This window comes from Cellulomonas carbonis (genome assembly GCF_014636275.1).
Lineage (GTDB): Bacteria > Actinomycetota > Actinomycetes > Actinomycetales > Cellulomonadaceae > Actinotalea > Actinotalea carbonis.
In genome coordinates this window covers 568,634-595,238 of the sequence record NZ_BMEB01000002.1, presented here as the reverse complement: position 1 = coordinate 595,238, position 26,605 = coordinate 568,634, and the positions used below count along the sequence as shown (strand labels likewise).

Here is a 26,605-nt window from a genome sequence, read left to right as displayed (position 1 = left end):
TCAGCTCAGGAGGTCGTGGCGGACGATGGTCGCCTCACGGCCGGGACCCACGCCGATCGCGGAGATCCGGGTGCCCGACATCTCCTCGAGCGTCAGGACGTAGCGCTGGGCCGCGGGCGGCAGGTCCTCGAACGTGCGCGCGCCGCTGATGTCCTCCGACCAGCCCTCGAGCTCGGTGTAGACCGGGACGGCGTGGTGGAACGCGCTCTGGTCGTACGGCATCTCGTCGTGGCGGCGGCCGTCGACGTCGTACGCGACGGCGACCGGGATCCGCTCGAGCCCCGTGAGCGTGTCGAGCTTGGTGAGCACGAGGTCCGTGAGGCCGTTGACCCGGCCCGCGTACCGCGCGATGACGGCGTCGTACCAGCCGCAGCGGCGCGGACGGCCCGTCGTCGTGCCGTACTCGCCGCCCGCCTCGCGGAGCCACTGGCCCTGCTCGTCGAGCAGCTCGGTCGGGAACGGGCCCTCGCCCACACGCGTGGTGTACGCCTTGATGACGCCGACCACGCGGTCGATGCGCGTCGGCCCGACGCCCGAGCCCGTGCACGCCCCGCCCGCCGTGGCCGACGACGACGTGACGAACGGGTAGGTGCCGTGGTCGACGTCGAGCATGGTCGCCTGGCCGGCCTCGAACAGGACCGTGCGGCCCGCGTCGAGGGCGTCGTTGAGCACGAGGCCCGTGTCCGCGACCATGGGGCGGACGCGCTCGGCGTACGAGAGCAGCTCCTCGACCGTCTCCTCGACGGTGATCGCGCGGCGGTTGTAGACCTTCACGAGCAGGTGGTTCTTCTGGTCGAGGGCGCCCTCGACCTTCTGCGCGAGGATCTTCTCGTCGAACAGGTCCTGGACGCGCACGCCGACGCGGCTGATCTTGTCCGCGTACGTCGGGCCGATGCCGCGGCCCGTGGTGCCGATGCGACGCTTGCCGAGGAACCGCTCGGTGACCTTGTCGATCGTGCGGTTGTACGGCGCGATGAGGTGCGCGTTGGCCGAGACGAGGAGCTTCGAGGTGTCGACGCCACGCGCCTGGAGCGCCTCGAGCTCCGTGAAGAGCACCGCGAGGTCGATGACGACGCCGTTGCCGATGACCGGCGTCACGCCCGGCGAGAGGATGCCCGACGGCAGCAGGTGCAGCGCGTACTTCTCGCCGTCGATGACGACGGTGTGCCCGGCGTTGTTGCCGCCGTTGAACTTGACGACGTAGTCGACGCGCGAGCCGAGCTGGTCGGTGGCCTTGCCCTTGCCCTCGTCGCCCCACTGGGCGCCGAGCACGACGACGGCTGGCATGTGTGTCCTTCTCTCGGTCGGTGACGTCCGTCGGGCGCGGCCGTGCCGCGGCGCCGAGGGCCGCCCCGAGGTTACCGGAGCGGGGTCCCGCGGACCCCGGCCGCCCACCGCCGGTGGGCCGGCGGTGGATCCGGCACCGGGCCGGCGGCGGGCTGGCGGTGGGCTATCGGTGGGCCCCGTGCGGGCCGCCGTGCCGCAGGTGCGCGACGGCGTCGGGCGACGTGCCCGCGTCGACGAGGAAGGTCCGGCAGCGCTCGGCCTCGTCGCGCTCACCGATCGCGTCGGCCGCCTGGGCGAGCGCGAGCAGCGACCGGAGGAAGCCCTGGTTGGGCTCGTGGTCGGCGGGGATCGGCCCCGCGCCGCGCCAGCCGGCCCGCCGCAGCGCGTCGAGGCCGCGGTGGTAGCCGGTGCGCGCGAACGCGTACGCCGCGACGGCGTCGGGCGGGTCGACCGGGTGACCGGGTGCGCTCATGGGCGGGTCGAGCGCCGCCTCCGCGAGGACCGCCCACAGCAGCGAGGACGCCGGGAAGCGCGGCACGAGCTCGTGCGCGGGCGTCCCGCGGTGCAGGGCCGCGCGCGCGGCGACGTCGGGGTGGTCCTCGGGCAGGCGCGTGGGCTCGGGGCCGAGCAGGTTGTCCATGGCGCCATCCTGCACCGCCCGGACCTCCCGCGTCCCCGATGTGCGCGGCGCGGCGACGCGCCCGAGCAGACGAGGACATGCACTGCTCATGGTCAGTCGTTTACAGTCGCACGGCACCGTACGACGTCTGCAGGAGACCCATGATCGAGATAGCGACCTCGTCGGCGACGACGACGCTGGTGATCGCCGGGGACCTCGACCTCGCCGAGCGCGAGCAGTTCCCCGAGATCGCCGCTCGCGTGACGGGCCTGCGCCGCCAGCTGCTCGTGATCGACATGTGCGGCGTGACGTTCATGGACTCGACCGGCGCGGCGTTCCTCATCTCGCTCGCGGACTCGGGACGCAAGCGGGGCGGAGCGACCGTGCTGCGCGGGTGCGACGAGCGCGACCTCTTCGTGCTCGAGGTGTGCGGCGCGCTCGACCTGTTCCGCCTCGACACGCAGCACTCGTGCGACCGGGCGCCCGAGGCCGACGTCGAGCCCTCCGTCGAGGGGTCGAGCGAGCACGCCGACGCCTGAGCGCACGGGCTCGACCCCGCGGTCGCCTCAGACCGTCGGCTCGGGCGTGCCCGTCGGCCCGGCCGGGCGGTGGTCCGCGAGCGCCGCGCTGATCGGCACCGGCCGCACGCGCGCCCACACGAGCTTCCCGCTCCCGGACGGCCGCCAGCCCCAGTCCGCGAGGCGCTCGACGATCCGCATGCCGTAGCCGCCGACCCGGCCCACGTGGCCGTCGGTCGTGACCGGGGGCGCGGGGTTGGCGTCCTCGACCTCGATCCGCAGGCCGTCGCCCGTGTCGAACAGGCGGAGCTCGACGTGGCCCCAGCCGTGCAGCACCGCGTTCGCGACGAGCTCGGACACGACCAGCTCCGCGCTGGACCCGCCGCCGAGCTCCCACGCCGAGCACGTGCGCAGCACGGCCTGCCGCGCCCGGCCGATCGAGGCCGGCTCGCTCGGCAGGTTCCAGCGCCGGCGGCGCGGGCTGGACGTGCCGTCGACCGCGTCGCCCTCGGGGTCGGGCACGCGCAGGACGACGACGGCGACGTCGTCCTCCGGCTTGTCGGCGAGCCGCGACAGCAGCTCCTCGCCGACGCCGGCGGCGTCCGCGCGACCCGTGCCCGCGACCACCTCGACGAGCGCGTCGAGACCGTCCTTCATGCGCCGGTCGCGACGCTCGATGAGGCCGTCGGTGTAGAGCACGACCAGGTCGCCGGGCACGAGGTCGTGCGCGCCGGCCGACCGGGTGCCCGTCCCGAAGCCCACCATCGGCCCGCCCGCGCCGTCGAGGCGCAGGACCTGCCCGCCACGCGCGACGAGCGGCGGGAGGTGCCCCGCGCGCGAGTACGCGGCCGACCAGCCCGCGTCGGTGCGCCGCAGCGTGACGAGCACGAGGCTCGCCGACCGAGGGATGCGCATGCCCGCGACGAGCTGGTCGACGCGGCGCAGCACCTCGGCCGGGTCCGTCGTCTCGAAGACGTAGGAACGCACGACCGAGCGCAGCTGCCCCATCGCGGCCGCCGCCTCGACGTCGTGCCCGACGACGTCCCCGACGACGAGCGCGACGGTGTCCTCGTCGAGCTGGAGCACGTCGAACCAGTCGCCGCCGACCTGCGCGTGCCCCGAGCTCGGCGCGTAGTAGGTCCAGACGTCGAGCCCCCGCACGTCGGCCTGCTCGGGGAGCATCGCGCGCTGGAGCGTCTCGGCGAGGCGGTGCTCGCGCGCGTAGAGGCGCACGTTGTCGATCACGGTGCCGACGCGGCGTGCGACGAGGTGCACGACGAGGCGCTCGCTCTCGTCCACGGTCGCCGGCCGCCCGGGGGCCGGCACGGTCACCAGCACTCCGAGGGTGCGTCGCCGGCCGGGGACGGGGTGGACGACCGCGTGGTGCACGCCGTCGAGCACGTCGGACGGGACGTCCCGGTCGGGGCGCCCGAGCGCCGCGCGGACCTCGCCGACCAGCCGCGCCGTCGTCGCACCGACCGGCTCGTCGGCGAGCGAGACGACGACCGGGCCGTCGACGACCCCGTCGAGCACGCGCTGGACCGCGTCGGGAGCGGGGGCCGCCGACGCCTCGTCCGTCGAGCGGACGCCGTGCCGGCGCACCGACGCGGTCTCGGCGACGTTCGCCGCGATGCCGTCCGCGCGGTGCAGGCCGCCGTCGTCGAGGAAGAATCCGGCCCACACGACCGCGTCGTCGACGAGGAGCGACGCGATCTCACGCAGCACCGCGGGGTCGTCGACGTCGGAGAGCAGCTCGGACGTCTGGGCGACGACCGTGAGGCCCTTGCGCGCGCGGCGCTCGGCCTCCATCGAGCGCTGCAGACCGCCCGCGTGCTCGACGTGCGCCGTCACGTCGACCTGGATGCCGACCCAGTGCGTCACGGTGCCGTCCGGGCCGGCGACCGGGGACAGCGAGACCTGGTTCCAGAACGGGCGCCCGTCCTTGGCGTAGTTGAGGACCGTCGCCGTGACCGGGCGGCCCTGCGCGACGGCCAGGCCCATCGCGCGACCCGTCTCGGGGTCGGTCCCGGGACCGTGCAGCATGCTCGGGTTGCGGCCGACGACCTCGTCGAGCGTGTACCCCGTGGTGCGCGTGAAGGCGTCGTTGACCCAGACGACGGGGTTCCCGGGCGCGGCCTCCGTGATCACGAACGCGACGTCGGTGGCCTGGAGTGCGCGGTCGCGCAGGGAGGCGAGCCCCGCGGCGAGCTCGGCCGGCCCCGCGGGCGCGGAGGAATTGCCCATCACCCTCTACGATCGTCTAGCGTTCGGCAGGATGCCACTCGCGGCCGGAACGGTCTCGAGTCCTGGGGACGCGAGTCCTGAACCGGCCGAGGGGAGCGACGTGCGAGACGGTAGCGGTCCCGGGTCCCGTGAGGCCACGCAGGGTGACGAGGTGAGCAGCATCGAGAACGTGACCGGTCGCGGTCCGGCGTCCGACGCCGGCGAGTCCCAGCCCGGCTCGGTCCACGTGATCGTCCAGGACGCACGTACACGGATCGTCCTGTCGGGCGAGATCGACGCGGACCTCGCACCCGACCTCCAGGACGCCACCTCGGACGCCGAGGCGACCGGCCTGCCGATCGACATCGACGCCCAGCACGTCACGTTCATGGACTCGTCCGGCATCGCGTTCCTCGCCCGGATCGCGACCCGCTCGAGCTCGCGGATCCGCGTCGTCCGACCGCCCGAGACCGTGCGGTTCCTGCTCGAGGTGACCCGGATCGGCGAGCTGCTCGACGTCGTGACGGACGGCGACGGCGCGGCCGACGCCCCGTCGTCGGAGGCACCGGACCACGGTCTCCCGACGATCGGCCCCGCCGGACGCAGCCGACGGTCCACGCCCGGCCCCGACGACGTCGCCTGAGCCGGAGCACACCGAGCCGACCCCAGGGCCGACACCAGAACCGTTCCACCGACGAGGACGGGCCCCGCGGATTCCGCGGGGCCCGTCCTCGTCGGTGCTCATGCACCCTCGGCCGGGTTCAGCCGATCTTGTTGCCTGCCGAGCGCAGCTGCTGGCACGCCTCGACGATGCGCTGGGCCATGCCGGCCTCGGCGAGCTTGCCCCACGCGCGCGGGTCGTAGGTCTTCTTGTTGCCGACCTCGCCGTCGATCTTCAGGACGCCGTCGTAGTTGGTGAACATGTGGCCGACGACGGGGCGCGTGAACGCGTACTGCGTGTCGGTGTCGATGTTCATCTTGATGACGCCGTTGTCGACCGCCTCGGCGATCTCCGCCTCGGTCGAGCCCGAGCCGCCGTGGAAGACGAGGTCGAACGGGTTCGCCTTGCCGACCTTCGCGCCGACCGCGTCCTGGATCTCCTTGAGGATCGCGGGACGGAGCTTGACGGCACCCGGCTTGTAGACGCCGTGCACGTTGCCGAACGTCAGCGCCGTCAGGTAGCGGCCCTTCTCGCCCGTGCCGAGCGCCTCGACCGTCGCGATGCCGTCCTCGACCGTCGTGTACAGCTTGTCGTTGATCGCGGCCTCGTGGCCGTCCTCCTCGCCACCGACGACGCCGACCTCGATCTCGAGGATCGTGCGCGCGGCCTGCGAGAGCTCGAGCAGCTCGGCCGCGATGACGAGGTTCTCCTCGAGCGGGATGTCCGAGCCGTCGAACATGTGCGACTGGAACGTCGGGAGCTTGCCGGCCTTGACCTGCTCGGCCTCGAGGGCGAGCAGCGGGCGGACCCAGCTGTCGAGGTTCTTCTTGGTGCAGTGGTCGGTGTGGAGGGCGACCGTGACGCCGTAGCCCTTGGCGACCTCGGCGGCGTACGCGGCGAGCGCGAGCGAGCCGGCGACGCGGTCCTTCACCGTCGAGCCGGAGGCGTACTCGGCGCCACCGACCGACACCTGGATGATCCCGTCCGACTCGGCCTCCGCGAAGCCCTGGAGGGCCGCGGTCAGCGTCTGCGAGGAGGTGACGTTCACCGCGGGGTAGGCGAAGCTGCCCGCCTTCGCGCGGTCGATCATCTCGGCGTAGACCTCGGGAGTGGCGATGGCCATGAAGACTCCTGCTCATCAAGGGGTGGGGTGTCGGTTCCCATGGTGGCACGGATGGTCTGGGACCCGTCGGGACCTCTCGGCCGGTGGGCGCGACGTCCGACCTCTCGTCCCACGGTGCCGTCCACGCTAGGTAGACACGCCGACTAGTCAGCCGTACTGTCTAGTCATGCCCACGGACGACCCCTCGACGCACGAGTGGCCGGGTGACTGGCTGCGTGGCGTGCTCGCCGTCTGCGTCCTGCGCGTCCTCGCGGACGGCCCGACCTACGGGTACGCGCTCGGCGTCCGGCTCGCGGAGGCGGGCCTCGGGACCGTCAAGGGCGGGACCCTCTACCCCGCACTGACGCGCCTCGAGCAGGCCGGCCTCCTCGACGTCGAGTGGCGTGCGGGCGAGGCCGGTCCCGGACGCAAGTACTACTCGCTCACCGACGCCGGGCGCGCCGAGCTGCGACGCAGCGCGACCCGCTGGGCGCGGTTCGCCGGCCTCACCACGCGGCTCGTCGCGGATGCGTCCACCGGCACCGACGACGACGCACCCGCCCTCACCGGAAGGCCCCCGACATGACCGACAGGTACGCGCTCGAGCACCGGCTCGCGCCGCACGTCGACGAGCGCTGGACCGAGGCCCTGCTCCTCGAGCTGCGCCTGCGTGGCGTTCCCGGCGACACGATCGGCGCCGTCCTGGCCGAGGTCGACTCGCACGTCGTCGAGAGCGGCGAGCCCGCGCACGACGCGTTCGGCGACCCGGTCGCCTACGCGCGCAGCCTCGACCTGCCGGTCGACGACGAGCCCGGCCCGCGCGCACTCCTCACCTCCACCGCGCCGACCGCCGTGCAGGTGCTCGGCCTGCTGGTCCTCGGCTGGGCCGTCCCGCCGCTGGTCCGCGGCGAGGTGCTCGACCTGACCTGGGGTCACGCGGCGCTCGTCGCGCTGCTCGGTGCCGAGATCCTCCTGCTCGTGCGCCACGCCGACACGGTCCTCGCCGCGGTGGTGCGGCGGCCGGTCCTCTCGTGGCTCGCGCTCACCGCGAGCATGGCGGTGCCCGTCGCGCTCCTGCTCCTGCTGCGCGGCGTCGTCGTCGGCGTCCCGGCCGCGGCGGGCGTCGCGGTGGGAGCGGCGCTGCTGCTCGCCGGGACGGCGTGGGCGCTCGTCCGGCTGCGCACGCACGCCGACGACGCCGACCCGGTGCGCTCGCCGCTGGGCGGCGACGAGCCGTCGACCCGCCGCACCGCGGTGCTCGCGGCGAGCGGCGTCTGGCTCGTGCCGGCCGCGGCCGTCGTCATCACGGCGCTCGCGCTCGTCATCGGCTGAGCGGAGCCCGCCGACCGGCGCCCGTGGGTGGGTCCCCCCGCGGAGGACGCGGGGGGACCCACCCGGCCGGGCGAACCGACCCGGCGGACCGGCCGGGCGGCCGGGCGGGGCCCGGTCAGAGCTCGAGCAGGAGCGCCTCGCCCTGGCCGCCGCCGCCGCACAGGCCGACCGCGGCCCGACCGCCGCCGGCTCGGTGCAGCGCGTGCGCGGCGTGGACGACCAGGCGCGCACCGGACGCGCCGATGGGGTGCCCGAGCGCGATGCCGCCGCCGTCGACGTTGAGGGCGTCGACCGGGACCCCGAGGTCGATCGCCGACTGGGCGACCACCGCCCCGAACGCCTCGTTGATCTCGATGACGTCGAGGTCGCCCACGGCCCAGCCCTGCCGCTCGAGGGCGCGCAGGATCGCCGCCGACGGCTGCGAGTGCAGCGACGCGTCCGGTCCCGCGACCTGCCCGGGTGCGCGCAGCGCCGCGAGCACGGTCCACCCCTCGGCCTCCGCCCGAGCGCGCGTCGTCAGCACGACCGCCGACGCGCCGTCGGAGATCGGCGACGAGTTGCCCGCGGTGATGTGCCCGCCGTCCATGAAGGCCGGGCGCAGCCGCGCGAGCGTCTCGACGGTCGTCTCGGGACGGATGCCCTCGTCGCGGTCCACGACGGTGTCGCCCTTGCGGCCCGGGACCGTGACGGGCACGACGAGCTCCTTGAAGGTCCCCGCCTCCCACGCCGCCGCGGCCCGCTGGTGCGAGAGCGCCGCGACCTCGTCCTGCTGCTCGCGCGTGAGGGCGTAGCGCTCCGCGGTGGTCCGGTCGGTGCACAGGCCCATCGACTCGCACGCCTGGGCGTCCGTCAGGCCGTCGTAGGCCATGTGGTCGAGCAGCTCGATCGACCCGTACGCCGTGCCGACGCGCGACCCCGGCAGCAGGTGCGGCGCGAGGCTCATCGACTCCATGCCGCCCGCGACGGCGACCTCCGCCTCGCCCGAGCGCAGCAGCCGCGCGACGTCGATCACCGCGGTGAGGCCCGAGAGGCACACCTTGTTGACCGCGCTCGCGTGCGCGCTCGTGGGGATGCCCGCACCGAGGGCGGCCTGCCGTGCCGGGTTCTGGCCCGCGCCCGCCTGGAGCACCTGCCCGAGCACGACGACCTCGACGAGGTCGGCCGAGACCCCGGCCTGCTCGAGCGCGCCGCGGATCGCGACCGACCCGAGCCGCGTCGCGGGGACGGTCGAGAGCCCGCCACGCAGCCGTCCCTGCGGCGTGCGCGCCGCACCCACGACGACGACGTCGTCCGGCGACGACGTGCCCGCGGCGGGCCGGCCGTCCGTCGCGGCGCTCACGCCGTCACCGCCACGGTCGCGACGTCGTCGGCGAGCACGCGCGCGCCCGTGCGCTCGCGCACCTCGTCGACCGTGACCCCGGGTGCCATCTCGACGAGCCGCAGGCCCTCGGGCGTCACGTCGAGCACCGCGATGTCGGTGATGACCCGGTCGACCACACGACGGCCCGTCAGCGGCAGCGTGCACTCGGGCAGGATCTTCGGCTCGCCGTCCTTGGCGTTGTGCGTCATGAGCACGACGACGCGGCGTGCGCCGTGGACCAGGTCCATCGCCCCGCCGGGGCCCTTGACCATCGCGCCGGGGATCATCCAGTTCGCGAGGTCCCCGGTCTCGGAGACCTGCATGCCGCCGAGGACCGCGACGTCGACCTTGCCGCCGCGGATCATGCCGAAGCTCGTCGCCGAGTCGAAGTACGCGGCGCCCGGGACGACCGTGACGGTCTCCTTGCCGGCGTTGATGAGGTCGGGGTCGACGTCGTCGTCGGCGGGGTACGGACCGACGCCGAGGATCCCGTTCTCCGACTGGAGCATCACGTGGCGCCCCTCGGGCAGGTAGTTCGGCACGAGCGTCGGCAGGCCGATCCCGAGGTTGACGTACATGCCGTCCTCGAGCTCGAGCGCCGCGCGCGCGGCCATCTCCTCACGTGCGAGCGCCATCAGGTCCCTCCCCCCGCGGGCGCCGTCGCCCGCACCGTGCGCTTCTCGATCCGCTTCTCGATCTCCCGCCCGACGACGACGAGCCGGTGCACGAAGATCCCCGGCAGGTGCACCTCGTCGGGGTGCAGCTCGCCCGGCTCGACGAGCTCCTCGACCTGCGCGACGCACACGCGCCCCGCCATCGCGGCGAGCGGCGAGAAGTTGCGCGCCGAGGCGTGGAACACGAGGTTGCCGAACCGGTCGCCCTTCGCGGCGTGCACGAGCGCGAAGTCGGTCGTGATCGACTCCTCGAGCACGTGCTCGCGCTCACGCCCGTCGACGACGAACGTGCGGACCTCCTTGGGGCGCGACGCGAGCGCGACGCTGCCGTCGGAGCCGTAGCGCAGCGGCAGGCCGCCGTCGGCGACCTGCGTCCCGACGCCCGTGGGCGTGAAGAACGCCGCGATGCCCGAGCCGCCCGCGCGGAGCTTCTCCGCGAGGGTCCCCTGGGGCGTGAGCTCGACCTCGAGCTCGCCCGAGAGGTACCGGCGCGCGAACTCCTTGTTCTCCCCCACGTAGGACGCCGTGATGCGGCGGATCCGGTCGGCGGCGAGCAGGATCCCCAGACCCCAGTCGTCGACCCCGCAGTTGTTGGACACGACCTCCAGGTCCGTCGCGCCCTGCGCGAGGAGGGCCTCGATGAGGCCCATCGGGTTGCCGCAGAGCCCGAAGCCGCCGACCGCGAGGCTCGCCCCGTCCGGGATGTCGGCCACCGCCTCGGCCGCGGTCGGGACCACCTTGTCCAGCCCGTCGCTCACGGGCCCACCTCCTTCGCCTCCGCCCTCGACGCTGAGGGCGGTTCGTGGGTTCATCATGCGTCGTCCCTCACAGCTCGCGCACCAGGCGCCGCACGTGGTCGGCGACCGCCGCGGCCCCGTGGGGCGCCATCACCACGGTGTGGTGGTTGACGCCCGGCACGAGGTGCTCGCGGAGCGCCGGCAGGCGGTCGGTGGGCGGCGCTTCGGTGAAGGGAACGGGTCGCCTGGCGCCCCATCGGCTTCACGCAGCACCCCGCGGCGCGTGAGCCGGCCGGTCGCGAACCCCCGGACCACGCCTCTGCGGATCCCGACGGTCGCCCACCGACCGTCCCGCGCCGCACAGCACGCGGCGGTGTGCACGCTGGGTGAGGAGAACGGGTCGCTTGGTGATCCGACGGCCCACGCACGCGCGGCCGACGACGGCGCTCGCGTCCCGGTGCGCCCGCGGCACCGGGCCCTCGTCAGGCGTGCTGCGTGATCCAGGCGTGCATCGCGATGGCCGCCGCGGCGCCCGCGTTGATCGAGCGCGTCGAGCCGAACTGCCGGATGTGCAGCACCGCGTCGCACGCCGCGACCGCCTCGGCCGAGAGCCCCGCGCCCTCCTGCCCGAGCAGGAGCACGCACGCCCGCGGCAGGGCGTAGCCCTCGATCGGGACGGACCCCGGCACGTTGTCGAGCCCGATCACGGGCAGCCCCTCGGCGCTCGCCCACGCCACGAGGTCGTCGACGGTCGGGTGGTGCTGCACGTGCTGGTAGCGGTCCGTGACCATCGCGCCACGCCGGTTCCACCGCCGCCGTCCGACGACGTGCACCTCGGCCGCGAGGAACGCGTTCGCCGTGCGCACGACGGACCCGATGTTGAGGTCGTGCACCCAGTTCTCGATCGCGACGTGGAACGCGTGCCGGCGCGTGTCGAGGTCGGCGACGACCGCCTCGACCGTCCAGTACCGGTAGGCGTCGACGACGTTGCGGCGGTCGCCGTGCGCGAGCAGCTCCGGGTCGTAGCGCGGGTCGATCGGGGCATCGGGCCCGTCGCCGACCCGCGGCCAGGCGGCCGGTCCACCCGGCCACGGCCCGACGCCGACCTCGCGCTCACCGGTCCCGGCGGGCCGGTCGTCGTCCGCAGCCCCGCCCCCGCCGCGCTCGCCCTCGGTCACGCCGTGCCGCGCCAGGCGTCGCGCGCCCGGAGCCGCTCCGTGCGCAGCAGCGCGTTGTCGTGGATGCGCGCCCCGACCAGGACGAGGACGACCGCACCGATGAGCAGCACCCCCGCGGCGACCCACGGCTCCCATGGCTGCGCGGTCCCGAGCACGATGCGCGCCGGCATGAGCAGCGGCGCGGTGAACGGCACGTACGCGAGCACCCGCTGGACGGGGCCGGGGTCGGTCGCGAGGACCGCGGCGAAGAACGGGAGGACGACGAGCACCTGCATGACGACGGTCGTCGCGTTGAGGTCCTCCTCGCGGGCCGCGAGCGCACCCGCCGCCGCCCACAGGCACGCGAGCATGACGAACCCGATGACGAAGAACAGCCCGAACCACCAGGCGGCCTCGAGCACCTGGTGCAGGAGCTCGTCCTGCCCGGTCAGCGCCGCCCCGAGCAGCCCCGCGCCGACGACGAGCACGACCTGTGCGACGGCGACGACCGTCGAGCCGAGGACCCGGCCGACGAGGAGCCAGCGCACGGGCACGGCCGCGGCGAGCACGTCGACGGCGCGCGTGTGCTTCTCCTCGGCGACGCCCTGCGCGATGCCCATGCCGACCGTGAGGACGGAGACGTAGAACAGCACCGCGAGGCCGACGACGAGCGCCTCGGGCGGGATGCCGCCCGGTGCGCGCGGGTCGAGGAGGACGACCTCGGGCGGGACGCGCGGGTCCGCGAGCGCGTCCACCTGCTCGTCGGTCAGCCCGGCGTCCTGCGCGGTCTCGCGCACCTGGAGCTGGCTCGCCGCGGAGCCGAGGAGCACCTCGAGGTCGGCGGGCACGCCCTCCCGCCCGAGCACGACGAGCTCGCCCACCCGGTCGCCGACGACGGCGACGACGACGTCCTGCTGGCGCACGATCCGCTCGACGTCCGTCTCGTCGTCCAACGTCACGAGCTCGACCTCCGCCGCGGGCAGACCCGCGGGTTCGAGCAGCGACGCGAGCGGTGGGACGTCGCCGCCGTCGGCGACCTCCCGGCCGAGCTCCGCCGCGAGGCGCACGACGGCGTCGGCCGCCTCGCCCTGCACCGCGACGCGGTAGGTCGGCACCGACTGCGCGAGCAGCGCGGGCAGCACCGTCGCGGCCGTGACCAGCAGAAGGAGGACCGCCGTCGTGCCGAGCAGCACCTTCTCGCGCAGCCGACCGCGGACCTCGCGCGCCGCGAGCAGGCCGATGGCGCGTGCCGCGCCGGGTGGCGCGATGCGCGGCCCCCCGGGGGCGCGGCGGGCGCCGGCGGCCGGGCGCGGGTCGGCGGGAGCGCCGTCGGCGTCCGGCGCGGCGGGGCGTGCGCCGTCGTCGCCCGGGCGGGGGTCGTCGGTGCTCACCGGGCGCCCACCCCTGCGAACACCTCGTCGAGCGTCGGGACCAGCGTGACGAGCTCGTGGACCGCTCCGTGGCGCAGTGCGGTGGCGAGCACCTGCTGGTCGTCGGCGTCGTCGGAGAGGTCGAGCTCGAGCGTCGTCCCGCCGGCGGCGTCCCGGCCGGGCCCGGTCCCGCGCCCGTCCCCCGGCCGGTCCCCGAGGCCCGTCCGCCGGGCGCTCCCGTGCAGCGCCACCCCGCGCAGCGCGCGGAGGTCCGCGACCAGGGCAGCCTCGTCGGGGGCCTCCACCCGAACGCGCACCCGTCGTCCGGTGTGCGCCGCGCGCACCTCGGCGACGGCGCCGGCGGCGACGACGCGACCGGCGTCGAGCACGACGACGTCGTCGCAGCACCGCTCGGCGAGGTCGGCGCGCCGCGTCGCGACGAGCACCGGCGCGCCGTCGTCGGCGTACCGACGCACCAGAGCGACGAGCGGCGCGAAGCCCACGGGGTCGAGGCCCGCGAAGGGCTCGTCGAGCAGCACGCACGTCGGCCGGTGCACGAGCGCGGCCGCGAGCCGGACGCGCCGCTGGTCGTCGAAGGCGAGGGCGTCGAGCCGCTCCCCGGCCTGCGCCGTGAGACCCAGGGCCTCCAGCACGTCGTCCGTCGCGGTCACCGCGTCGGCACGGGACAGTCCGTGGAGCTGCGCGAGGTGGACGAGCTGGTCGTGCGCCGTCATGCGCGGGTGCAGGCCGCCCTCCTGAGGGACGTGCCCCCAGCGCCGACGGTCCGCCGCGGTGACCGGACGCCCGTCGAGCGTGACCGTGCCCGTGTCGGGGACGACCGCACCGACCGCCACGCGCAGGGCCGTCGTCGTGCCCGAGCCGGCGCACCCGACGAGGGCCGTGACGCGTCCCCGCGCGGCGGTGAAGGTCACCCGGTCGAGCGCGCGGACGCCGTCGACCGTCCTGGTGACGTCCGTGAGCCCCAGCCCGTCCTGCACCTGTCCCGTCCTCTCGCCGCCCCCGCCGACCCTACCGATCCGGGCGGTACCGGACCGCCGCAGACCGGGGTCGGGCCCGCGGCCGAAGCCGCCGTGGAGGGCGCGGCGGGACGGGACGTTCGTCCCGCCTCGGCGAGGGGCCCGCGTGCGTACCCTCCGCGGGATGTCCACCCGTCAGCGGCGCGCCGCACCCGCAGCGAGCGGCTCCCTCGCGGGCGGGGCGCCCCGCCCCCGACGGCGGCGACGTGGCCCGGGCTGGGTGCCCAAGCAGCACGGCGCGTGGGCGATGCTCGTCGCGCCCCCGCTCGTCGGCGCCGTCACGTCGGGCCCGACGTGGCGGCACGCGCTGCTCGGCGTGACCTGGCTGGTCGGCTACCTCGCCTACGACGCGACGGCCCTCTGGCTCAAGGCACGACGACGACGCCGGTGGTGGCCGCCCGTGCGGGCGTACGGTGTCGCGGCGCTGGCCCTGGGTACGGCGCTCCTCGTCACGACGCCGGGCCTGATCACGTGGGGTGCGGTGTACGTGCCGCTGCTCTCCGCGAGCCTCGCGCTGTCCGCGGCGCGCAGGGACCGGTCGCTCGCGAACGACGCGGTGACGGTGGTCGCCGCCGGCCTCGTCGGCGTCGTCGCGTACGGCCTGGGGGTCGACGCCGAGCCGGCCACCTGGCTGCCCGGGGCGTCGTCGGCCGAGGCGTGGCTGCCCGCAGGGGTGCTGACCGCCTACTTCCTCGGGACCGTCCTCTACGTCAAGACGATGATCCGCGAGCGCGGCAACCGGGCGGTCCTGGCGGGCTCGGTGGCGTACCACGCGGCCCTGCCGGTGGCCGCGGCGGCCGCCGGACCGACGCTGGCCGCCGTGGTGGACGTCCCGCTGCTCGTGGCGCTCCTCGTGCTGCTCGCCGCGCGCGCCGTCGTCGTCCCGCTGCGGGCGCCCGGCGCGACGCCGCTGCAGCTCGGGCTGGGCGAGATCGCCGCGACGGTCGCGCTCACCGCTCTTCTCCTGGTCGGCTGACCAGCTCCGTCGGCCGACCGGGCCGAGCTCGGGGCGTCAGGCGAGGCCGAGGTCCGCGAGGTCGTACACCGCGAGGTACGGCAGGCCCTCCGCCTCGATCCGCTCCCGTGCGCCCGTGCCGCGGTCCACGATGACCGCGACGCCGACGACCTCCGCGCCCGCCTCGCGCAGCGCCTCGACGGCCGTGAGGACCGAGCCGCCCGTGGTCGACGTGTCCTCGACGGCCACGACACGACGCCCCTCGACGTCCGGCCCCTCGATGCGGCGCTGGAGCCCGTGGGCCTTGCCCTCCTTGCGGACGACGAACGCGTCGAGGTCCTGACCGCGGGCCGCCGCGGCGTGCAGCAGCGCGGTCGCGACCGGGTCCGCGCCGAGGGTCAGGCCGCCGACCGCGTCGATCTCTGCGGTGCCCAGGCCCGCCTCCTCCATGACGTCGAGGAGCACGTGACCGACGAGCGGCGCGGCGCGGTGGTGGAGGGTCACCCGGCGCAGGTCGACGTAGTAGTCGGCCTCCTTGCCGGAGGACAGCGTCACGCGGCCGTGCACGACGGCGAGCTCGCGGACGAGGTCGCGCAGCTGCTCGCGCGGGGTGGGGCTCAGGACCAGGTCGTCAGGCACGGCGCCCAGGCTAGTGGGTGGCTCCGACGTCGCCGCCGGCCGGTCGCGGCGGCCGGTCGCGGCGGCCGGTCAGGCGTCGCGCCCGCTCGTCCCCGGCTCGTCCTCGACCTTCGCCGACGCCCTCATGCGACGGTCGCCCGAGAGCGCCCGCACCGCCGAGCGGGGGAGCATGCGCGCGATGCCCGAGACGACCTCGTAGCGCAGGCTCGGCGTCGAGATCACCGCGCCGCGGCGGACGTCCGCGAGCGCCGTCGCGACGACCTTCTCGGCGTCGAGCCACGCGGCGTCGGGCATCGAGTCCCGCGTCAGCCCGGCCCGCTCGTGGAACTCGGTCCGGACCAGGCCCGGGCACAGCGCCGTCGCGGTCACTCCCGTCCCGCGCAGCTCGACCGCGAGCGCCTCGGTGAACGTGCGGACCCACGCCTTGTGCGCGGCGTACGTGCCCATCGTCGTGAGCGCCGCGACGGAGGAGACGTTGAGGACCGCGCCGCGACCGCGCGGCACCATCGCCCCGAGGGCCGCGTGGCTCAGCACCATGACGGCCCGCACCATGACGTCGAACGCGGTCTCCTGCGTCGCCAGGTCACCGCCGACGAACCGCTGCCCGAGGCCGTAGCCCGCGTTGTTGACGAGCAGCCCGACCCGCCGCTCCTCGGAGCGCAGCCGGTCGGCGACGCGGTCGACCTGCGCGCGGTCGGCGAGGTCGGCCGGGAGGACCTCGACGTGCACGCCCGCGGCGGCCCGCAGCTGTCCTGCGAGGCGCTCGAGCCGCTCGGCGTCGCGTGCGACGAGGACGAGATCGTGCTTGGCGGTCGCGAGCTGCCAGGCGAACTCCAGGCCCAGGCCCGCGCTCGCCCCGGTGATCAGTGCCGTGCCCATGCGGCCAGCCTAGGGGCCGGTGCGCCGGAGGTCAGCGTGACCGCCCGGCATGGCCCTCGTCGCGGGGCAGCCCGGGCAGCGCGGGGCGCCGTAGCCGGCCGGCGACCCCGCCACGGGGCGTTCCGGTCGTGTCCGACCCCGCGGGTAGCGTGACGCGCCATGCGGATCGCGACCTGGAACATCAACTCGGTACGGGCCCGGGCGGACCGTGCCGTCGCCTGGCTCGAGCGCACGGGCACCGACGTGGTCGCGCTCCAGGAGACGAAGTGCCGCGACGACCAGTTCCCGTACGCGGTGTTCGAGATGGCCGGCTACGAGGTCGCCCACGTGGGCTCGAGCCAGTGGAACGGCGTCGCGATCGCGTCCCGGGTGGGCCTCGAGGACGTCGAGGTCGGGTTCCCGGGGCAGCCCGCGTTCGGCGCGGACGAGCCCGTGGTCGAGGCCCGCGCGCTCGGTGCCACGTGCGGCGGGGTCCGGGTCTGGAGCCTGTACGTCCCGCACGGGCGGTCCCCCGGGGACCCGCACTTCGCCTACAAGCTCGCGTGGCTCGAGCAGCTCCGCGTCGCGGCCGCCGGGTGGATCTCGCCCGAGGGCGGGGACCCGGACGCCCGCATCGCGCTCGTCGGCGACTGGAACGTCATCCCGTACGACACGGACGTCTACGACGTCACGGCGTTCGAGGGCGCGACGCACGTCACCGCGCCCGAGCGCGACGCGTTCTTCCGCTTCGCCGACGCGGGTTGGACCGAGGTGTCTCGCCTCCACGTCCCGGACGAGCACCGCTACACGTACTGGGACTACCAGCAGCTGTGCTTCCCGAAGAACAAGGGCCTGCGGATCGACTTCGCGTGGACGTCCCCCGCGCTGACCGAGCGGGTCACGGGTGTGACGATCGACCGCGAGGAGCGCAAGGGCAAGGGCGCGTCGGACCACGTCCCGGTCGTCGTCGACCTCGCCGACGACCCGTCCGGGTCTGCCCGGCCCGACGACGCGCCAGTAGCGTTCCCGGTATGACGACGCCCTGGTCGGCGCCCGACGGCGCCACGCCCCCGAGCTCGTGGTCACCGGACGGCGGCGCCGACGCAAGCCCTCCCGCGGCCGGGAGCGCGTCGGCGGACGCTCCGGCGGCACCGTGGGGCGGCTCCCCGCCCGTGTACGGCACCGCCACCTCGCCCACCGTCACGACCACGGTGCGGCCGGCGGGGGACGGCGGTGCGCAGGTCGGCCCGAGCGGGTACGGCGACGCGAGTGGGTTCGCGGGTCCCGGCGGGCACGGCGGTCAGGGCGCGGACGGCGGCGGGCACAGCCGCGGCGGCGCGGGCGGTCCGGGCGGGCAGAGCCCCGACGTCGACGACCCCTTCCGTGTCGGCGGCCTCGGCCCGAACCTGCGCCCCAGCCCCGTGCCGTGGGGGCAGTACCAGCAGCACCTCGGCTACGCCGCGTACGGACCCGCGCCGGTGTGGGCCGCACCCCGGCGGACCGACCCGATGGCGGTCACGTCGCTCGTCCTCGCGATCTGCGGCGTCGTCGTGCTCCCCGCACTCCTGCCTCAGGTCGCACTCGTGCTGGGCCTGGTGGCGCTGCGCCGGACCCGCCGGACGGGCGACGACGGGCGCGGCATGGCGATCGCGGGCGTCGTGATCGGCGGTCTCGTGACCCTCGGGACGGTGCTGCTCGTCGCGTTCCTCGTCAGCGCGGGGACGGCATGACGCAGGACCCGTCCGACCCGCACGGGGGCTGGGCGTCGCCGTCCGGCTCGTGGAGCCCCGGCCCGGCGCCCCGCGCGCCCGTCCCACCGGACGGAGGGACGGCGACGCCGGGCGCGACCCCGTACGCGTCGAACCCGACCGGCCTCGCGGGCGCCGTTGCGGCGGGCGTCCGCGCCGGTCGGCCCGGTGACGCCGACGGGCTGCCCGGACCGGCGGCGGGGTGGTACCCGCAGGAGGCGTACTACGCCCCGGGCTGGTCGGCGCCCGTCCAGCAGCCCGCACCTCGTGCGCCGCGCGACCGGCGGCGCCTGCTCGTGCCGCTCGCCGCGGTGCTCACCCTCGCGGTCGTCGTCGGCGGCGCGCTGGGTGCCCGCTACTGGGCGGACACCCGGACGCTCGGCGAGGTCGAGGGCGAGGTGTCCGCGGCGCCGCGGCAGCTCACGACGGGACACTGCGTCGAGACGCTGCCCGACGACGGCGCGCTCGGCCGCGTGACGGTGGTCCCGTGCGACGTGCGGCACGAGGCGGAGGTCGTCGGTGTCCACACCTACGACGACGGCCCGTGGCCCGGGCAGGACGCGGTCGACCGCGAGGCGGGCGCCGCGTGCGAGATGGACAGCGCGCAGACCGAGGCGGGTGCGCGTGCCGTCGTGTGGGCGCCCGGCCGGGTCGCCTGGCAGCAGGGGGACCGCGAGGCGCTGTGCCTGGCGTGGTCCCCCGAGGGTGCGGTCGGCTCGTGGGCTGACGGCACGGCCCGGTCCGGCTGACCGCCCCGCCCCCGCAGCCCGGCGAGCACCCGGCGCGCCCCACCCGGCACGCTGACCGGAGCGCAACGGGGAAGGTCCGTGCCGGATGGCGGCACGAACCTTCCCCGTCGACGCGTCGGCCGTCGTCAGCGCGTCAGGAGGCCGCCCGGCGGGAGCGTGTCCGCCCCGCCGTCCGAGCCGTCCCCGCCATCGGCGCCCTGGTCGGCGCCGCGCACCTCGATGCCCGTCTCGCCGCGGTCGACGACGACGGTGCCGCCGTCCTGCACCTCGCCCGCGAGGAGCATCCGCGCGAGCCGGTCGCCGATCTCGCGCTGGACCAGCCGACGCAGCGGACGCGCGCCGTACGCCGGGTCGAAGCCCTCGATCGCGAGCCACTCGCGCGCCGCGGGCGTGACCTCGAGCGTGAGGCGGCGGTCGGCGAGCCGGTCCGCGAGACGCCGCAGCTGCAGGTCGACGATGCTGCCGAGCTCCTCGAGGCTCAGCGCGTCGAACACCACGACGTCGTCGAGCCGGTTGAGGAACTCGGGCTTGAACGACTGCCGGACCGTCTGCATGACGGCCTCGCGCTTCGCGGTGTCGTCGAGGGTCGGGTCCACGAGGTACTGCGAGCCGAGGTTCGACGTCAGCACCAGGATCGTGCTGCGGAAGTCGACCGTGCGGCCCTGGCCGTCGGTGAGCCGACCGTCGTCGAGCACCTGGAGCAGGATGTCGAACACCTCGGGGTGCGCCTTCTCCACCTCGTCGAGCAGCACCACCGAGTACGGCCGGCGCCGGACGGCCTCGGTGAGCTGGCCCCCCTCCTCGTAGCCGACGTACCCGGGGGGCGCGCCCACGAGGCGGGCGACGGTGTGCTTCTCCGAGTACTCCGACATGTCGATCCGGACCATCGCGCGCTCGTCGTTGAACAGGAAGTCCGCGAGCGACTTCGCGAGCTCGGTCTTGCCGACGCCCGTCGGGCCGAGGAACAGGAACGAGCCCGTGGGCCGGTCGGGGTCGGCGACACCCGCACGCGAGCGGCGGACGGCGTCGGAGACCGACGCGACCGCGCGACGCTGACCGATGAGGCGCTCGCCGAGCACCTCCTCCATGCGGAGCAGCTTGGCGGTCTCGCCCTCGAGCAGGCGGCCGGTCGGGATGCCGGTCCACGCCGAGACGACCTCGGCGATCTCGTCCGGACCGACCTTCTCGGCGATCATCGGCGCCTCGTCACGGCTGACCTCGCCGCGCCGCTGCTCGGCCTCCTCGGCGGCGGCGATCTCCTTCTCGACCGCGGGGATCTCGCCGTACAGGACGCGCGACGCCTCGCCGTACTCGCCCTCGCGCTGGTAGCGGTCGGCGGCCATGCGCAGCTCGTCGAGCCGCGCACGAAGGTCGCCGAGCCGGTCGTGGCCGGCCTTCTCGCTCTCCCACCGCGCGGTGAGCCCCGCGAGCTGCTCGCGACGGTCGGCGAGCTCGGCCCGCAGCTTCTCGAGGCGGTCGCGCGACGCGTCGTCGTCGGCGGTGCGCAGGTAGGTCTCCTCCATCTCCAGGCGCGTCACGGCGCGCTGGAGCTCGTCGATCTCGACGGGCGAGGAGTCCATCTCCATGCGCAGGCGGGACGCGGCCTCGTCGACGAGGTCGATCGCCTTGTCGGGCAGCTGGCGCCCGCTGATGTAGCGGTCGGACAGCGTCGCCGCGGCGACGAGGGCGGCGTCGGAGATCGACACCTTGTGGTGCGCCTCGTACTTGGGCGCGATGCCGCGCAGGATCGCGACGGTGTCCTCGACGCTCGGCTCGCCGACGAAGACCTGCTGGAACCGCCGCTCGAGCGCGGGGTCCTTCTCGATCCGCTCGCGGAACTCGTCGAGCGTCGTCGCGCCCACGAGCCGCAGCTCACCGCGCGCGAGCATGGGCTTGAGCATGTTGCCGGCGTCCATGGACCCCTCGGAGGCACCCGCGCCGACGACGGTGTGCAGCTCGTCGATGAAGGTCACGACCTCGCCCTCGGAGGCCTTGATCTCCTCGAGGACCGCCTTGAGCCGCTCCTCGAACTCACCGCGGTACTTCGCGCCCGCGACCATCGCCGCCAGGTCGAGCGCGACGAGGCGCTTGCCGCGGAGCGACTCGGGCACGTCGCCGTCGACGATCCGCTGCGCGAGGCCCTCGACGACGGCGGTCTTGCCGACGCCGGGCTCGCCGATGAGGACCGGGTTGTTCTTGGTGCGCCGCGACAGCACCTGGACGACGCGGCGGATCTCGCTGTCGCGACCGATGACCGGGTCGAGACGACCCTCGCGCGCCGCGGCGGTGAGGTCGCGCCCGTACTGCTCGAGCGCCTTGTAGGTCCCCTCGGGGTCGGGGCTGGTCACGCGCGCCGAGCCGCGGACGGCGGGCAGCGCTGCCACGAGCGCGTCGCGCGTCGCGCCGACGGCGTGCAGGGCCTCGGCGGCGGACGACGAGCCCGCCGCGAGCCCCAGGAGGAGGTGCTCGGTCGAGACGTACTCGTCGCCGAGCCCCTGCGCCTCGGTGCCGGCCGCGGCCAGCGCGGCGCTGAGCGGCCGGGAGACCCCCGGCTGCGCGACCGAGCCGCCCGACGCGGACGGCAGGGCGGTGCGCGCGGCCTGGACGCGACGGGTCAGCGCCGTCCGGTCCGCCCCGACCGCGTCGAGGAGGCCGACGGCGACGCCGCTCGGGTCGGCGAGGAGCGCCTCGAGCAGGTGGACGGGCTCGATCTGCGGGTGCCCGGCCGCCGAGGCCTGCTGGATGGCCGCGGCGAGGGCCTCCTGCGCCTTGGTCGTGAACTTCGAGTCCATGGGTGTGGTCCTCCGCTGCGTGACGGTTCTGCACGGGGTCAGGGTCTGCCCTGGGCAACGACGCCAGAGTTGAGTCTATTCCGCTCAACTTCGCGCCGCGAGCCCGTGGACCCGCGGGGTGCCGACCCCTGCGCCACGCCCGCGCGACGTCCCGGGCGTCGGGTCGCACGTCCTGCGATGATCGGCTCGGGTCGACGGCGACCCCCCTTCACCAGAGGAGAAGATGCCGCTGTGACGATCATCGTCGGGTACACCCCCACACCCGAGGGCGAGGCCGCGCTGGACCACGCGGTCATGGAGTCCCACAACCACGGCGACGAGCTGCTCGTCGTGAACGTGTCGGGACGCAGCGACCCGCCCGAGACGACGTTCGCGTCCGACAACCAGATCAAGGACCTCAAGCGGCGCCTCGACAAGGAGACCGTGCCGTACACGGTCCGCCAGCTCGTGCGCGGACGGGACGCGGCGGACGAGATCCTCGCCCTCGCCGAGGAGCACGACGTGCGCGGCATCGTCATCGGGGTCCGGCACCGCACGCCCGTCGGCAAGCTGCTGCTCGGCAGCAACTCGCAGCGGATCCTGCTCGAGGCGCGCTGCCCTGTGATCGCCGTCAAGGGCCGCCGCCCCGGCGCGTGAGCCGCCCGGGCGCGACGGACCCCTGGCCCGGCGGTCCCCCGCCAGGCCAGGGCCAACGCCCGGGCACCCAGGTGCCGCGGAACTCAGTCGCTGCTGCGCGCGATCGTCCGCACGCCGACGACGAGCCCCACGACGGCCGTGAGCACCGCCGCGAGCGCCGCCGCCGGCACGGCGGGGTCGCCCAGGCGCCCGTCGAACAGCGCGCGCTCGGCCTCGACGACGTACGCGAGCGGGTTGAGGTCGGCGGCGACACGCATCCACCGCGGTCCGTCGTCGAGCGGCAGGAGCATGCCCGAGAGGATGAGCAGCGGGAACAGCACGGTCTGCTGCACCGCCCAGAACATCCACTCCTGCTTGCGCACCGCGAGCGCGAGCGCGTAGCTGAAGGCGCCGATCCCCACGCCCATGACGGCGAGGAGCGCGAGGCCGACGAGCCCGCCGAGCACGTGCGGCCGGAACCCGAACGGCACCATGACGACCACGACGACGAGCGCCTGCGCGAGCAGCGGGACGACCTCCTTGAGCGCGCGCCCGACGATCTGCGCCGAGCGCGCGACGGGCGTCACGAGCAGCCGCTCGAACGCACCGGTCTGCATCTCGTACTGGAGGTTGGATCCGGTCGTCGACGTCCCGAAGAGCGTGACCATGACGAGCACGCCGGGCACGAACCACTGCCAGACCGATGTGCCGCCGAGGCCCTCGCGCTCGACGCTCGCGGCGAGCAGCGGGCCGAACAGACCGAGGAAGACGACCGGCTGAACGAGCCCGAAGACCACGCTGAAGGGGTCCCGCAGGACGGGGCGCAGCTCGCGCTCGAGGACGACGGCGACGTCGCGCCACCACGAGGACCGCGGCGGGAGGTCCGGCTCCCCTGAGGGGCCGGCCTGCGACCGGCCGCCGGCCGACGTCCCGGCCCCGGGGCGGGCCCCCGTCGTGACCGCGTCCGCCCGGGCGCCACGGCCGGTGCCCGTCGTCGTCCCCGTCGAGAGGTCGTGTGAGGTGCTGTGGGTGCTCATGCCGCGTCCTTCCCGGCGTCGTCGGACGCCTCGGTGCTGATGGCCGACTCGCGCAGGCTGCGACCCGTGAGGTGCAGGAACACGTCGTCGAGCGTGGGTCGGTGGGTCTCGACGTCGCCGACGCGGACACCCTCGCGGACGGCGGCCTCGACGAGCGGCGCGACGGCGGCCGTGGCGCGTGCGACGCGCAGGGTGACGACGACGCCGTCGCGCTCTGCGTCGCGCGTGCCCGGCAGGGCGCGGGCGAGGGTCGCGAGGCGAGCCGCCGAGTCGGCGTCGGGTGCCGTCACGACGACGCGGTCGCCCGCGAGGTCGCGCTTGAGCTCGTCGGCCGTCGCGTCGGCGATCACGCGCCCGTGGTCGACGACGACGACGCGCTCGGCCATCGAGTCGGCCTCGTCGAGGTAGTGCGTCGTCAGCACGATCGTCACGCCGTGCCGCTCGCGCAGGCGCCGGACGTGCTCCCACAGGTTGGCGCGGTTCTGCGGGTCGAGGCCCGTCGACGGCTCGTCGAGGAACAGCAGCGGGGGCGTGTGGACCAGCCCCATCGCGACGTCGAGCCGGCGCCGCTGACCGCCCGAGAGGTCGGAGACCTTCTGCCGCGCCTGGTCGGCCAGGTCGAGCACGTCGAGCAGCTCGTCGGCCCGCGCGCCCGACGTCCCGCGGTCCAGGCCCATCATGAGCCCGTGGGTGACGAGCTCGTCGCGCGCCCGCTGGACGTGGCCCGCACCGTTCCCCTGGCCGACGAACCCGATCGACCGCCGGACCGCGTGCGGCCGTGCGACGACGTCGTGACCCGCGACCCGCGCGCTGCCCGCGGTCGGCGGGGTGAGCGTGGTGAGCATCCGCAGGAGCGTCGTCTTGCCCGCGCCGTTGGGCCCGAGCACCGCGACCAGCTCGCCCCGCTCGACCCGCAGGTCCACGCCGCGCACGGCGTGCACCGTCCGCTGCCTGCTCACGAAGTCCTTCGTGAGGCCTGTCGCCTCGATCATCCCGATCCCCTTCCCCCGGTCGGACCGCCGCTGCGTGCGGCGTCGAGGACCACGTTCGCGCCCTATCCGGCCGGATCCTGTCCGCTGAGACGAGCAGGATGGGTCCATGACGACATCGCCCTCGGCCCGGCTCCTGTCGCTGCTCTCGCTCCTGCAGGCGCGACGCGACTGGCCCGGCGACACGCTCGCCCACCGGCTCGACGTGAGCCCCCGCACGGTCCGGCGCGACGTCGACCGGCTGCGCGACCTCGGGTACCCGGTGCGGTCCACGCGCGGGCGGGACGGCGGCTACCGGCTCGACGCGGGCACCGCGATGCCCCCGCTCCTGCTCGACGACGACCAGGCGGTCGCGCTGACGGTCGCGCTCCGCACGGCCTCGACCGGGATCGCGGGCGTCGACGAGGCCGCCCTGCGCGCGCTCGTCACCCTCGGCCAGGTGCTGCCGGCGCGTCTGCGCGCACGCGTCGAGGCCCTCGAGGTCACGGCCGTGCCGCGCGCGACGGACGCCCCGGCGGTCGACCAGGACGTGCTGCTCGCGGTCGGCCGTGCCGTCCACGCGCACGAGGTGCTGCGCTTCGACTACCACCGTGCCGACGCCGACGGCGCGCCCGAGCGCCGTCGCACCGAACCGCACCACGTCGTCACGTGGGGTGGCCGCTGGTACCTCGTCGCGTGGGACCTCGACCGCGGCGACTGGCGCACGTTCCGCCTCGACCGCATGAGCCCGGTCGTGCCGACGGGGCCGCGGTTCACGCCCCGCGAGCTGCCCGCGGCCGACGTGGGCGCGTACCTCGGCGAGCGGTTCCGGTCCCCGAGCTGGCCGTGCACGGGCGAGGCGCTGCTCGAGGCGCCCGCGCACCACGTCGCCCGGTGGGTGGGGCGCGGCGCCGTCGTCGAACCCCTCGGACCGGACCGGTGCCGCGTCGTCATGGGCGCGTGGTCGTGGGTGGGCCTCGCCGCGACGCTCGGGATGTTTCGGTGCGAGCTGACCGTCGTCGGGCCGCGCGAGCTCGTCGAGGCCGCGGACGAGCTCGCGCAGCGGTACGCGCGCGCGGTCGCGGGCGCGCCGCCGTCGGGCGCGGCATGATCAGGTCATGGGTGCGACGACGCAGCACGAGGGCACGTCCTGGGGTCCCGACGTCCTCGGCGAGGGCTGGGAGTCGCTGACCATCCCGCTCCCGCCGGACGACCAGGGCGACGGCGCCGTCGCGACGCTCGTGCGGCGGACCCCGCGGGACGGTGAGGAGCCGACGCGACGCGCGGTCCTGTACGTCCACGGGTACGTCGACTACTTCTTCCAGACCCACCTCGGCGACGCACTCGCCGCGATGGGCTACGCCGTGTACGCGCTCGACCTGCGCGACCACGGCCGGTCGATCCGCGACGGCCGGCTGCCCAACTACACGACGCGCCTGTCCGTCCACGCGCAGGAGCTCGACCGCGCCGCACGCCTCGTGCGCGACGACGGGAACGACACGCTCGTCGTCATGGGCCACTCGACGGGCGGGCTCGTCACGAGCCTCTGGGCCGACGCACGCCGCGGACGCCCGGGCTCCGGTCCCGACGCGCTCGTGCTCAACAGCCCCTGGCTCGACCTCAACCGCCCGTGGGTCGACCGCGTGATCACGACGCGCGTGGTCGACGTCCTCGGCCGGGTCGCGCCGCGGCGGCGCGTCGGAGCGCTCGGGGACGCCTACGGGCGCTGGCTGTCCGACCCGTCGGGCGGCGGCTGGGAGTACGACCTGACGTGGAAGCCGCACGGCGGGTTCGGCGTGCGCGCGGGCTGGCTGCGCAGCGTGCGGCGTGCGCACGCCGCCGTCGCGCGCGGGCTCGACGTCGAGGTGCCCGTGCTCGTGTGCACGTCGGACGCGACGGGTCCGCGCGACCGGGTCCACGACGCGCTCGACCGGACCGACAGCGTGCTGGCCGTCGAGCACATGTGGCAGCGCGCGCCGCGGCTGGGTCGGGACGTGACGGTCGTGCGGGTGCCCGGCGGCGTCCACGACCTCGCGCTCTCGCCCGAGCCCGCGCGGACCGTGTACCTCGAGGCCGTGCGGGACTGGCTGGAGCGGAGGCTGCCCGGATAGCCGGGGCGCCGGGGCGCGGACCGGCCGGGCGCCCCCGCGCCCGGCCGGGACCGCAC

At 75.3% G+C, this 26,605-nt stretch carries 26 protein-coding genes; 11 read left to right on the top strand and 15 right to left on the bottom strand.

All coding sequences use genetic code 11. From position 1 onward, the window contains the following. Entirely contained in the window at positions 1-1,287 is a 1,287-nt protein-coding gene (locus tag IEV86_RS07880; protein WP_043602617.1) for an adenylosuccinate synthase, read from the bottom strand. 163 nt (positions 1,288-1,450) lie between these two features. Then, positions 1,451-1,927, bottom strand: a complete 477-nt coding sequence (locus IEV86_RS07875) for a DUF3151 domain-containing protein (protein ID WP_043602615.1) — start codon at positions 1,925-1,927, stop codon at positions 1,451-1,453. A gap of 140 nt (positions 1,928-2,067) precedes the next feature. Between IEV86_RS07875 and IEV86_RS07870 the strand changes: the two genes are divergently transcribed. Next, positions 2,068-2,445, top strand: a complete 378-nt coding sequence (locus IEV86_RS07870) for an STAS domain-containing protein (protein WP_052425831.1) — start codon at positions 2,068-2,070, stop codon at positions 2,443-2,445. A 27-nt stretch (positions 2,446-2,472) separates the two neighbouring features. Here the strand turns inward: IEV86_RS07870 and IEV86_RS07865 are convergent, their stop codons facing one another. Then, a complete protein-coding gene (locus tag IEV86_RS07865; protein WP_081978456.1) occupies positions 2,473-4,668 on the bottom strand; it encodes a SpoIIE family protein phosphatase in 2,196 nt (731 codons plus the stop codon). A 151-nt stretch (positions 4,669-4,819) separates the two neighbouring features. Here IEV86_RS07865 and IEV86_RS07860 point away from each other — a divergent pair, with 151 nt between their 5' ends. Continuing rightward, positions 4,820-5,290, top strand: a complete 471-nt coding sequence (locus IEV86_RS07860) for an STAS domain-containing protein (RefSeq protein WP_229734545.1) — start codon at positions 4,820-4,822, stop codon at positions 5,288-5,290. Between the two features lie 118 nt (positions 5,291-5,408). On the opposite strand, the gene fbaA is transcribed toward IEV86_RS07860, so the two are convergent. Continuing rightward, positions 5,409-6,431, bottom strand: a complete 1,023-nt coding sequence (gene fbaA, locus IEV86_RS07855; RefSeq protein ID WP_043602613.1) for a class II fructose-bisphosphate aldolase — start codon at positions 6,429-6,431, stop codon at positions 5,409-5,411. A gap of 166 nt (positions 6,432-6,597) precedes the next feature. On the opposite strand from fbaA, the gene IEV86_RS07850 reads away from it, so the two are divergent. Together IEV86_RS07850 and IEV86_RS07845 are read left to right on the top strand one after the other, a co-directional pair. Continuing rightward, positions 6,598-6,996: a PadR family transcriptional regulator gene (locus IEV86_RS07850; protein ID WP_052425830.1), complete on the top strand. Its 399-nt coding sequence runs from the start codon at positions 6,598-6,600 to the stop codon at positions 6,994-6,996. Then, positions 6,993-7,742 carry a hypothetical protein gene (locus IEV86_RS07845; protein ID WP_188484616.1) on the top strand — a complete coding sequence of 250 codons (750 nt, stop codon included), beginning with the start codon at positions 6,993-6,995 and terminating at the stop codon, positions 7,740-7,742. The genes IEV86_RS07850 and IEV86_RS07845 overlap by 4 nt, the downstream gene beginning before the upstream one ends. 115 nt (positions 7,743-7,857) lie before the next feature. Here the strand turns inward: IEV86_RS07845 and IEV86_RS07840 are convergent, their stop codons facing one another. The 6 genes from IEV86_RS07840 to IEV86_RS07815 all read right to left on the bottom strand — a co-directional run bounded on the left by IEV86_RS07840 (position 7,858) and on the right by IEV86_RS07815 (position 14,038). Then, positions 7,858-9,081 carry an acetyl-CoA C-acyltransferase gene (locus IEV86_RS07840; protein WP_052426554.1) on the bottom strand — a complete coding sequence of 408 codons (1,224 nt, stop codon included), beginning with the start codon at positions 9,079-9,081 and terminating at the stop codon, positions 7,858-7,860. Beyond that, complete coding sequence (locus tag IEV86_RS07835) at positions 9,078-9,737, bottom strand: 3-oxoacid CoA-transferase subunit B (protein ID WP_043610064.1); 660 nt, start codon at positions 9,735-9,737, stop codon at positions 9,078-9,080. The genes IEV86_RS07840 and IEV86_RS07835 overlap by 4 nt, the downstream gene beginning before the upstream one ends. Continuing rightward, complete coding sequence (locus IEV86_RS07830; protein WP_229734543.1) at positions 9,737-10,534, bottom strand: CoA transferase subunit A; 798 nt, start codon at positions 10,532-10,534, stop codon at positions 9,737-9,739. The genes IEV86_RS07835 and IEV86_RS07830 overlap by 1 nt, the downstream gene beginning before the upstream one ends. Before the next feature lie 461 nt (positions 10,535-10,995). Beyond that, entirely contained in the window at positions 10,996-11,691 is a 696-nt protein-coding gene (locus tag IEV86_RS07825; RefSeq protein ID WP_052426553.1) for a TrmH family RNA methyltransferase, read from the bottom strand. Further along, on the bottom strand, positions 11,688-13,061 hold the full coding sequence (locus IEV86_RS07820; RefSeq protein ID WP_188484615.1) for an ABC transporter permease: 1,374 nt from the start codon (positions 13,059-13,061) through the stop codon (positions 11,688-11,690). Before IEV86_RS07820 ends, IEV86_RS07825 begins: the two co-directional genes overlap by 4 nt. Continuing rightward, a complete protein-coding gene (locus IEV86_RS07815; protein ID WP_043606943.1) occupies positions 13,058-14,038 on the bottom strand; it encodes an ABC transporter ATP-binding protein in 981 nt (326 codons plus the stop codon). The genes IEV86_RS07820 and IEV86_RS07815 overlap by 4 nt, the downstream gene beginning before the upstream one ends. 163 nt (positions 14,039-14,201) lie before the next feature. Here IEV86_RS07815 and IEV86_RS07810 point away from each other — a divergent pair, with 163 nt between their 5' ends. Next, entirely contained in the window at positions 14,202-15,053 is an 852-nt protein-coding gene (locus IEV86_RS07810; protein WP_081978748.1) for a YwiC-like family protein, read from the top strand. Positions 15,054-15,089: 36 nt separating this feature from the next. Here the strand turns inward: IEV86_RS07810 and pyrE are convergent, their stop codons facing one another. Together pyrE and IEV86_RS07800 are read right to left on the bottom strand one after the other, a co-directional pair. After that, positions 15,090-15,671: an orotate phosphoribosyltransferase gene (gene pyrE / locus IEV86_RS07805; RefSeq protein ID WP_081978749.1), complete on the bottom strand. Its 582-nt coding sequence runs from the start codon at positions 15,669-15,671 to the stop codon at positions 15,090-15,092. Positions 15,672-15,740: 69 nt separating this feature from the next. Further along, positions 15,741-16,550: an SDR family NAD(P)-dependent oxidoreductase gene (locus tag IEV86_RS07800; protein ID WP_043606945.1), complete on the bottom strand. Its 810-nt coding sequence runs from the start codon at positions 16,548-16,550 to the stop codon at positions 15,741-15,743. Positions 16,551-16,709: 159 nt separating this feature from the next. Between IEV86_RS07800 and IEV86_RS07795 the strand changes: the two genes are divergently transcribed. The 3 genes from IEV86_RS07795 to IEV86_RS07785 are packed head-to-tail and all read left to right on the top strand — an operon-like array spanning position 16,710 to position 19,026. Continuing rightward, complete coding sequence (locus tag IEV86_RS07795) at positions 16,710-17,564, top strand: exodeoxyribonuclease III (RefSeq protein WP_052426236.1); 855 nt, start codon at positions 16,710-16,712, stop codon at positions 17,562-17,564. Beyond that, positions 17,561-18,259 (top strand): DUF4190 domain-containing protein, encoded by a 699-nt coding sequence (locus IEV86_RS07790; protein ID WP_052426237.1) that lies wholly within the window; start codon positions 17,561-17,563, stop codon positions 18,257-18,259. The genes IEV86_RS07795 and IEV86_RS07790 overlap by 4 nt, the downstream gene beginning before the upstream one ends. After that, positions 18,256-19,026, top strand: a complete 771-nt coding sequence (locus IEV86_RS07785) for a septum formation family protein (protein WP_052426238.1) — start codon at positions 18,256-18,258, stop codon at positions 19,024-19,026. The genes IEV86_RS07790 and IEV86_RS07785 overlap by 4 nt, the downstream gene beginning before the upstream one ends. 125 nt (positions 19,027-19,151) lie before the next feature. On the opposite strand, the gene clpB is transcribed toward IEV86_RS07785, so the two are convergent. Beyond that, on the bottom strand, positions 19,152-21,818 hold the full coding sequence (gene clpB, locus IEV86_RS07780) for an ATP-dependent chaperone ClpB (protein ID WP_081978753.1): 2,667 nt from the start codon (positions 21,816-21,818) through the stop codon (positions 19,152-19,154). 231 nt (positions 21,819-22,049) lie between these two features. Between clpB and IEV86_RS07775 the strand changes: the two genes are divergently transcribed. Further along, a complete protein-coding gene (locus IEV86_RS07775) occupies positions 22,050-22,454 on the top strand; it encodes a universal stress protein (RefSeq protein ID WP_043606948.1) in 405 nt (134 codons plus the stop codon). A gap of 83 nt (positions 22,455-22,537) precedes the next feature. On the opposite strand, the gene IEV86_RS07770 is transcribed toward IEV86_RS07775, so the two are convergent. Both IEV86_RS07770 and IEV86_RS07765 read right to left on the bottom strand, forming a co-directional pair. Next, positions 22,538-23,470, bottom strand: a complete 933-nt coding sequence (locus tag IEV86_RS07770) for an ABC transporter permease (RefSeq protein ID WP_081978755.1) — start codon at positions 23,468-23,470, stop codon at positions 22,538-22,540. Then, positions 23,467-24,462 carry an ATP-binding cassette domain-containing protein gene (locus IEV86_RS07765; protein ID WP_043606949.1) on the bottom strand — a complete coding sequence of 332 codons (996 nt, stop codon included), beginning with the start codon at positions 24,460-24,462 and terminating at the stop codon, positions 23,467-23,469. Before IEV86_RS07765 ends, IEV86_RS07770 begins: the two co-directional genes overlap by 4 nt. A 106-nt stretch (positions 24,463-24,568) precedes the next feature. Between IEV86_RS07765 and IEV86_RS07760 the strand changes: the two genes are divergently transcribed. Both IEV86_RS07760 and IEV86_RS07755 read left to right on the top strand, forming a co-directional pair. Then, positions 24,569-25,549, top strand: a complete 981-nt coding sequence (locus tag IEV86_RS07760) for a helix-turn-helix transcriptional regulator (RefSeq protein WP_043606951.1) — start codon at positions 24,569-24,571, stop codon at positions 25,547-25,549. Positions 25,550-25,556: 7 nt separating this feature from the next. Next, the gene (locus IEV86_RS07755) at positions 25,557-26,549 is read left to right on the top strand and encodes an alpha/beta hydrolase (protein ID WP_043606953.1); all 993 of its coding nucleotides are present in this window, start codon (positions 25,557-25,559) and stop codon (positions 26,547-26,549) included. Positions 26,550-26,605 lie beyond the last annotated feature (56 nt).

Coding starts and splice junctions, on each gene's coding strand:
- IEV86_RS07785 (WP_052426238.1), top strand. CDS start 18,256: ATGACGCAGGACCCGTCCGACCCGCACGGGGGCTGGGCGTCGCCGTCC.
- IEV86_RS07760 (WP_043606951.1), top strand. CDS start 24,569: ATGACGACATCGCCCTCGGCCCGGCTCCTGTCGCTGCTCTCGCTCCTG.
- IEV86_RS07795 (WP_052426236.1), top strand. CDS start 16,710: ATGCGGATCGCGACCTGGAACATCAACTCGGTACGGGCCCGGGCGGAC.
- clpB (WP_081978753.1), bottom strand. CDS start 21,818: ATGGACTCGAAGTTCACGACCAAGGCGCAGGAGGCCCTCGCCGCGGCC.
- fbaA (WP_043602613.1), bottom strand. CDS start 6,431: ATGGCCATCGCCACTCCCGAGGTCTACGCCGAGATGATCGACCGCGCG.
- IEV86_RS07845 (WP_188484616.1), top strand. CDS start 6,993: ATGACCGACAGGTACGCGCTCGAGCACCGGCTCGCGCCGCACGTCGAC.
- IEV86_RS07755 (WP_043606953.1), top strand. CDS start 25,557: ATGGGTGCGACGACGCAGCACGAGGGCACGTCCTGGGGTCCCGACGTC.
- IEV86_RS07865 (WP_081978456.1), bottom strand. CDS start 4,668: ATGGGCAATTCCTCCGCGCCCGCGGGGCCGGCCGAGCTCGCCGCGGGG.
- IEV86_RS07835 (WP_043610064.1), bottom strand. CDS start 9,737: ATGGCGCTCGCACGTGAGGAGATGGCCGCGCGCGCGGCGCTCGAGCTC.
- IEV86_RS07765 (WP_043606949.1), bottom strand. CDS start 24,462: ATGATCGAGGCGACAGGCCTCACGAAGGACTTCGTGAGCAGGCAGCGG.
- IEV86_RS07875 (WP_043602615.1), bottom strand. CDS start 1,927: ATGGACAACCTGCTCGGCCCCGAGCCCACGCGCCTGCCCGAGGACCAC.
- IEV86_RS07800 (WP_043606945.1), bottom strand. CDS start 16,550: ATGGGCACGGCACTGATCACCGGGGCGAGCGCGGGCCTGGGCCTGGAG.
- IEV86_RS07870 (WP_052425831.1), top strand. CDS start 2,068: ATGATCGAGATAGCGACCTCGTCGGCGACGACGACGCTGGTGATCGCC.
- IEV86_RS07880 (WP_043602617.1), bottom strand. CDS start 1,287: ATGCCAGCCGTCGTCGTGCTCGGCGCCCAGTGGGGCGACGAGGGCAAG.
- IEV86_RS07810 (WP_081978748.1), top strand. CDS start 14,202: ATGTCCACCCGTCAGCGGCGCGCCGCACCCGCAGCGAGCGGCTCCCTC.
- IEV86_RS07770 (WP_081978755.1), bottom strand. CDS start 23,470: ATGAGCACCCACAGCACCTCACACGACCTCTCGACGGGGACGACGACG.
- IEV86_RS07850 (WP_052425830.1), top strand. CDS start 6,598: ATGCCCACGGACGACCCCTCGACGCACGAGTGGCCGGGTGACTGGCTG.
- IEV86_RS07790 (WP_052426237.1), top strand. CDS start 17,561: ATGACGACGCCCTGGTCGGCGCCCGACGGCGCCACGCCCCCGAGCTCG.